The organism is Microcoleus sp. BM001215392, assembly GCF_036700185.1.
Classification (GTDB): domain Bacteria; phylum Cyanobacteriota; class Cyanobacteriia; order Cyanobacteriales; family Microcoleaceae; genus Microcoleus.
The window spans coordinates 8128-13413 of record NZ_JAUBOJ010000198.1; the positions used below are offsets into that span (position 1 = coordinate 8128).

General features: G+C 44.8%; 5 protein-coding genes. 1 reads left to right on the plus strand and 4 read right to left on the minus strand.

Going from position 1 to position 5286, the window contains the following annotated elements:
* Nucleotides 1-204: 204 nt before the first annotated feature.
* The 4 genes from QT974_RS20115 to QT974_RS20130 all read right to left on the minus strand — a co-directional run bounded on the left by QT974_RS20115 (nt 205) and on the right by QT974_RS20130 (nt 3388).
* Nucleotides 205-1068 carry a hypothetical protein gene (locus QT974_RS20115; RefSeq protein ID WP_333470196.1) on the minus strand — a complete coding sequence of 288 codons (864 nt, stop codon included), beginning with the start codon at nt 1066-1068 and terminating at the stop codon, nt 205-207.
* Between the two features lie 108 nt (nt 1069-1176).
* Nucleotides 1177-1650 carry a DUF732 domain-containing protein gene (locus QT974_RS20120; RefSeq protein WP_333470197.1) on the minus strand — a complete coding sequence of 158 codons (474 nt, stop codon included), beginning with the start codon at nt 1648-1650 and terminating at the stop codon, nt 1177-1179.
* Between the two features lie 437 nt (nt 1651-2087).
* The gene (locus tag QT974_RS20125) at nt 2088-2669 is read right to left on the minus strand and encodes a cupin domain-containing protein (RefSeq protein ID WP_333470198.1); all 582 of its coding nucleotides are present in this window, start codon (nt 2667-2669) and stop codon (nt 2088-2090) included.
* Between the two features lie 152 nt (nt 2670-2821).
* Nucleotides 2822-3388 (minus strand): sigma-70 family RNA polymerase sigma factor, encoded by a 567-nt coding sequence (locus tag QT974_RS20130; RefSeq protein ID WP_333470199.1) that lies wholly within the window; start codon nt 3386-3388, stop codon nt 2822-2824.
* Between the two features lie 384 nt (nt 3389-3772).
* Here QT974_RS20130 and QT974_RS20135 point away from each other — a divergent pair, with 384 nt between their 5' ends.
* Nucleotides 3773-4987, plus strand: a complete 1215-nt coding sequence (locus QT974_RS20135; RefSeq protein WP_333470200.1) for a DUF4331 domain-containing protein — start codon at nt 3773-3775, stop codon at nt 4985-4987.
* Nucleotides 4988-5286 lie beyond the last annotated feature (299 nt).

The window sequence follows — 5286 nt, forward strand, 5'->3', positions numbered from 1 at the left end:
ATTGAAATCGCGTCTACACAAACGATGTCCGCCGGACGCCGACTAAGAAATAAAGATCGAACTCGGCGATTGAAATCGCGTCTACACAAACGATGTCCGCCGGACGCCGACTAAGAAATAAAGCGATTGAAATCGCTGCTATACAAATCATGCCCTAACAAGCGAGGGTGTAAAGAAAACAACCTAAATTTAACCGCCCATTCTTTAACCCGCGGAGGCGGGTTTGGTTTGTATAGACGCGGTTTCAACCGCCCGGTATTGTAATTCAGCGGGTGCAGCAATTTCAATTTCTTCGCATCGCTGCAACAGCGCTTCTATTTCCTGGGCGAGAAGAATTACTTCCGACCAAGAAGAACCGTTGATTAAATCTTGGGCGTGTGCTAATTTGTTTCTCAATGCTTCTGCTGACTTCAAAAAACGCTCACCGTAACGTTTGGATTTGAGCCCGAGTCGATCGACTATTTCGACATTCGTCAGGATTAAATCTCGCTTGTCGCAGAATTGCAGGTAATCGATCAAGTCAATTGCTTCGTTTCGCGATCGCCCCAATTCCCACAGGTGTTTTGCTGCTACAATGCGATCGCCCTTCAGCAACTTTTGCCACGAATCGTGGGGAAAGTAGATCCGCACAATCCGCAATAAATTCATTTCTAGCAGCGTCACTAACCCAAACAGTAGCATCCGCACCGGCGCTTTTTGCAAATCGCCGCAGGTGACAATCCCGTTGATGCGGTTGCTTTCCAAGACAAACAATCTCGGTTTTTCTCGCAACAGCGGCAACAATTCCATCAACGGAGTCGCGGCGGCGACTAACTGCGACGGGTGGAAAATTTGCTGGTAATCGCTACACTTACCTGTCATTAAGTGCGATCGTTCTACATAGCCGCAAACTGTCCCGTTTTCTTCGATCCCGAGTACATCAAAATCGCGCGCTTCCATCCACGATCGCAATTTAGCTGCATCTTCGCCCGCAGGCACAGATTTTAGCGGTTCTGCGAGGTATTTAACGGTGATACTGTCTTTGAATAAATCCCGCAAATCAGCGGAACTTGATTTTAAATGTTTCATCTCATGCGGGGTAATTTCCTGAGTCGTGGCGCGACCAGAGGAATATTAATCATATTTTAACTACAAATAGAGACGCGGGATTGCCGTGTCTCTAAATATTTTACAATCTTACTTGCTGGCTAATTCTGGACAATAATGATTACCTGCAAGAGTCGTGATAATATCGGCATCGGCGAGAAAACTTTCTTTAGCCGTGGGATTTTCGATACTACCAGCTTGTCCGATCGCCCTTAATTTAACTTCCGGCAGAGAAACTCCCGCTTTTGCTTGGGCACAGATCCTTTTCGCCGCCGCAATTTTTTGACTGGGGCTACTTTGAATTCCTTGCAGTAAAGCGTTTGTGGCATCTGGAGAATAGCTTTTTGCTAAGCGTTTGTAGTCTTCGATAAATTTCCCGTCGTCTCCTGTCAGCTTAATTCCCGATTCTTGGGGCGCGCACAACTGGTTTAAGTTAATTACTTCTCCCGCTGAGTTTACCAGAAAACAGCCTTCGCGTTCTTGGGCGATCGCACTTTTGGCCGGAACAAATTGTATAATAACGGCGGACATCACAGCAGTTAAACGCCAGTAATTTAGTAGCATGGCACTATCCTTTGACAGTTGACAGTTGACAGTTGACAACGACCTATAGCGGATCTAGCTCTCATATTCGCGGACGTTGTTGGGCTTGGGCCCTCTTACTTGAAGTAATGAATCATCTTCTTTTAATTTGTCCTGGAGTTCCGGCTTTATATTGTTTCCGGTTGTATCGGAATTATTTAACCGCAGAGGGCGCAGAGAACACAGAGAGAGAAGATAGAGATGAATACAGTAGGATGCGATCTGATTTGATGTTAATCCAATTTTTCGGGTGCATCTCAATGAATGCAAATATACTCGTATGGGCTATAGCATTTCGGCAGTAAATCTCTGGTTCTGACTCATAAATTATGTGCCTAAATGCTTCGCCCTTGGCAAAATGAGATGCACCAAATTTTTCCTATTAAGATGCGCGTCTCACAATAGATTTAGGTATGGATTCAAACAAGCATTTCGTTATTTGTAGAACTTTTGATTAACAACAAACATCCCCCTTCTGTGATGGGCGAATGTGTGGAACCGGGAACCGATCGAATATAATCGCCTTGATGGCAAACTTCCCCTTCTACAATTAAATCTCCTTCTAATACAAACACTTCCTCCGAACCAGCGTGTCGGTGTGCGGGAAAAGTTACTCCCGGTTCTAGTCGCATCAAACAAGTAATTTCGCGCTTTTTTTTGTCAAGATAAAGCTTGCCGATCGAGATTCCCGGAACTCCAAAAGATTTCCATCTGACATTCTGCGATCGCACAATTAAAGATGGCGGATTGTTCTCTGTGGGCGACGCAACAATTGGTAGTTCCGCTATGCGCTGGAACAAGCGGTTTTTTAGGTCGGGGGCTAAAGTTCGGTCAGGGGCTGTATAGGCGATCGCAGAAACTGCTGTTTCAAAGGCCGCTAATTCACTTTGAAGTTCTGGGGATGCTTGCAATTTCTCTGCAAGTGCGCGGCGTTCTGACTCATCGAGGGTATCGAGAGCTTGAAGCGCTGCAAGCATATTAAACTCCTCGTCTGGCATCATTTCCATCTGTTCTCCGGCATTATCAATTTTAGATTTTAGATTTTAGATTTTAGATTTTAGATTTGTTTTTGCCATTGCACTAAAGATGGAAGATTGGAGATGCCATAAGTTTAGATTGATATTAAACAATTTAAATTTTGTTTTTTTACAATCTAAAATTCTTGGCTCAAAGTTTGGCGCAACTTAGAAATTCCCAACCGAATTCTAGTTTTAACTGTACCTGTCGGGATACCGAGTTTAGAGGCGATTGCCGCACAAGTCAATCCTTCGTAATAGGCTAGTTCGATCGCCATGCGCTGTTCTGCTGGCAGTTTTTCTAGGGCTGCTATGACTTGGGCGCTGCGTTCTTCGAGCATTGCATCTTCCATGGGTTCTGCAATACGCGAAGACGGAATTTTAGCATCTTCCAGACAAGCTTCGGCGGCGCGGACTGTTCGCTGCAACACTCGGAGGCGATCGAGGGAACGACTGCGGGTAAGCATAAACAACCAAGTATCCGCTCGAGAGCGACTAGGATCGTAAGTTGCTGCTTTTTGCCAAATTTGGGAAAAAACATCGAGCACAACTTCTTCAGCTTCTTCTACCGAACCCAAAATTTTGTAAGCGAGACCGTAACTTGCACGACCGTAGCGATCGTACAGTTTACCTAATGCTGCTTGGTCTTTCTGGGCAATCTGCGCTAACAGCAGCGATTCATCGCTTGACTTTTCCCCTGTCATCTCAGTGTACCTAAAAAATTTTGTTTTGAGTGCACAGATCCAAAATTAAATATTCGGCGTATATCACTATAGACCATAATTGTAAGTCAATTGGGGAGGCAATCATAAGTATGCCTTTGTGGGCTAATTCTGTGATGCTTTGAATTGTAATTTTTCCGATTTATATTGCAGTTTATCACCTCTGCATACTTTTTCATACCTAATCTTGCAGCACAGATCCAAAATAGCAAAACCTGCGTATACCAATTACAAGAAGGCTCAGCAACCTCCCAAAAGCCCAACAGGTTAACAAGTTGAACCTGTTGCGACAAAAGTAAAACCCGCGAAGGTGGGTTATTTGCCATTAATTTTTGTAAAAATCTCAGTAAAAGATAGGTGCTAACTGTGAAACTAACCAAGAAAATTCGCCGAATCATATTAGCGCTTGAAGCAGCTCTAATTATTGTATTAACTCCCGGGATAATTGCCGCTTCCGACCACGATGACGGCGAAGTCGATATCAAAGGTCGCGCTGTCAATTTAACCGACTTGTACGTCTATCGCGAAAAAGACCAAAATTCTAGTGCTGCGGACGGAGATTTAGTATTTACTATGAATACAAATCCCCGGTCTGTAGCCCGCTATCAATATTATTTCAGCACTACAGCTCTTTACCAATTTCACATCACGCAGGTAGGCGATGTAAATTCTACACCGACTGGACGCGCCGATATTATCTTGCGGTTTGCCTTCAGTCCGCCTAACAGTAAAGGTATGCAAGCGGTAGCGATCGCTGTTGTGCGCGGCGGCTCCGAGACCACTACTAAGACTACGGTTAATGGCGGTTTAATTGCCACAACTCCTCTGAATTCTAATGCTGTTTTGAATACAGTACCTGTGGGCGGTTCTAACTTGACTGTATTTGCAGGTTTGCGGGAAGATCCGTTTTTCTTTGATGTGGAACAATTTTTCCGAGTCCGGGCTGGGGCTTTGGGAACGGGGCCGAAAGTCGGTTTCAAGGAACCGGGGAAAGCGCTAGATTTTGCTAAGGGTTACAACGTTAATACCATAACGGTGCGCGTTCCGAAGGCATTTCTGCAAGCAGGAACAGGCGCGAATACTTTTGATGTTTGGTCAACTGTTTCTGTGAGAGATGGAGTTGGCGGTTTCAAACAGTTTGAGCGTTTGGCGAGACCGGGACTCAATGAGGCTTTGATAGTTACTCCGCAGTTTCTGGAAGCGTTTAATACTATTTCTCCGAGATTGGATTTGAGCGCTGCTGCTGCTCCGGTGCGGCAGGAAGCTGTTGCAACTCTGAATGCTGTGGATCTTTTAGATGGTAAGGATAATGTTGATGCAAATGCGATCGCCAAAGCTTTCTTACCGGATGTCCTGCGGATCGATACCACAAGGCCCAGCGGCTATGGTAGTGCGGCAAATGCTCAAGGAAGTTTGATCGGAGGTCGTTTGCTTTTGGACGATGTTGTTGATATCACTTTGGGAGCTTTGGTGGGTTCTCCGGTTGGGGATAATGTTTCTTATAACGGAGCTCCGGGGAATCCGGCTCAGGGACACAAACCGTTAGAACCGAATTTTCCCTATTTGGCTTTGCCGAATTAATTAATAGTGCGAGCGTCCCGCTCGCGACTGTCTTTTCGCGAGTTATTTGTAGGGTGTGTCGCTATCGATAATCCTCAAAAAAAGAGCAACAATTTCAGAGCGACGCACCTTCGACAATCATTGAGCAAACAAATCAAATAATTGTTTTGTAGCAAGATTGTTTCTCAATATACTTCTTGCAAAAGTCTTTTTCATCAAATCTTGGAACAGGCAAAATGGCTGGGGTGCATCTCACTTTTGAAGAGAAGAGGGCGAAGCATGACCGCATATAAGTTATTAGTTATCATCTCATATTGACT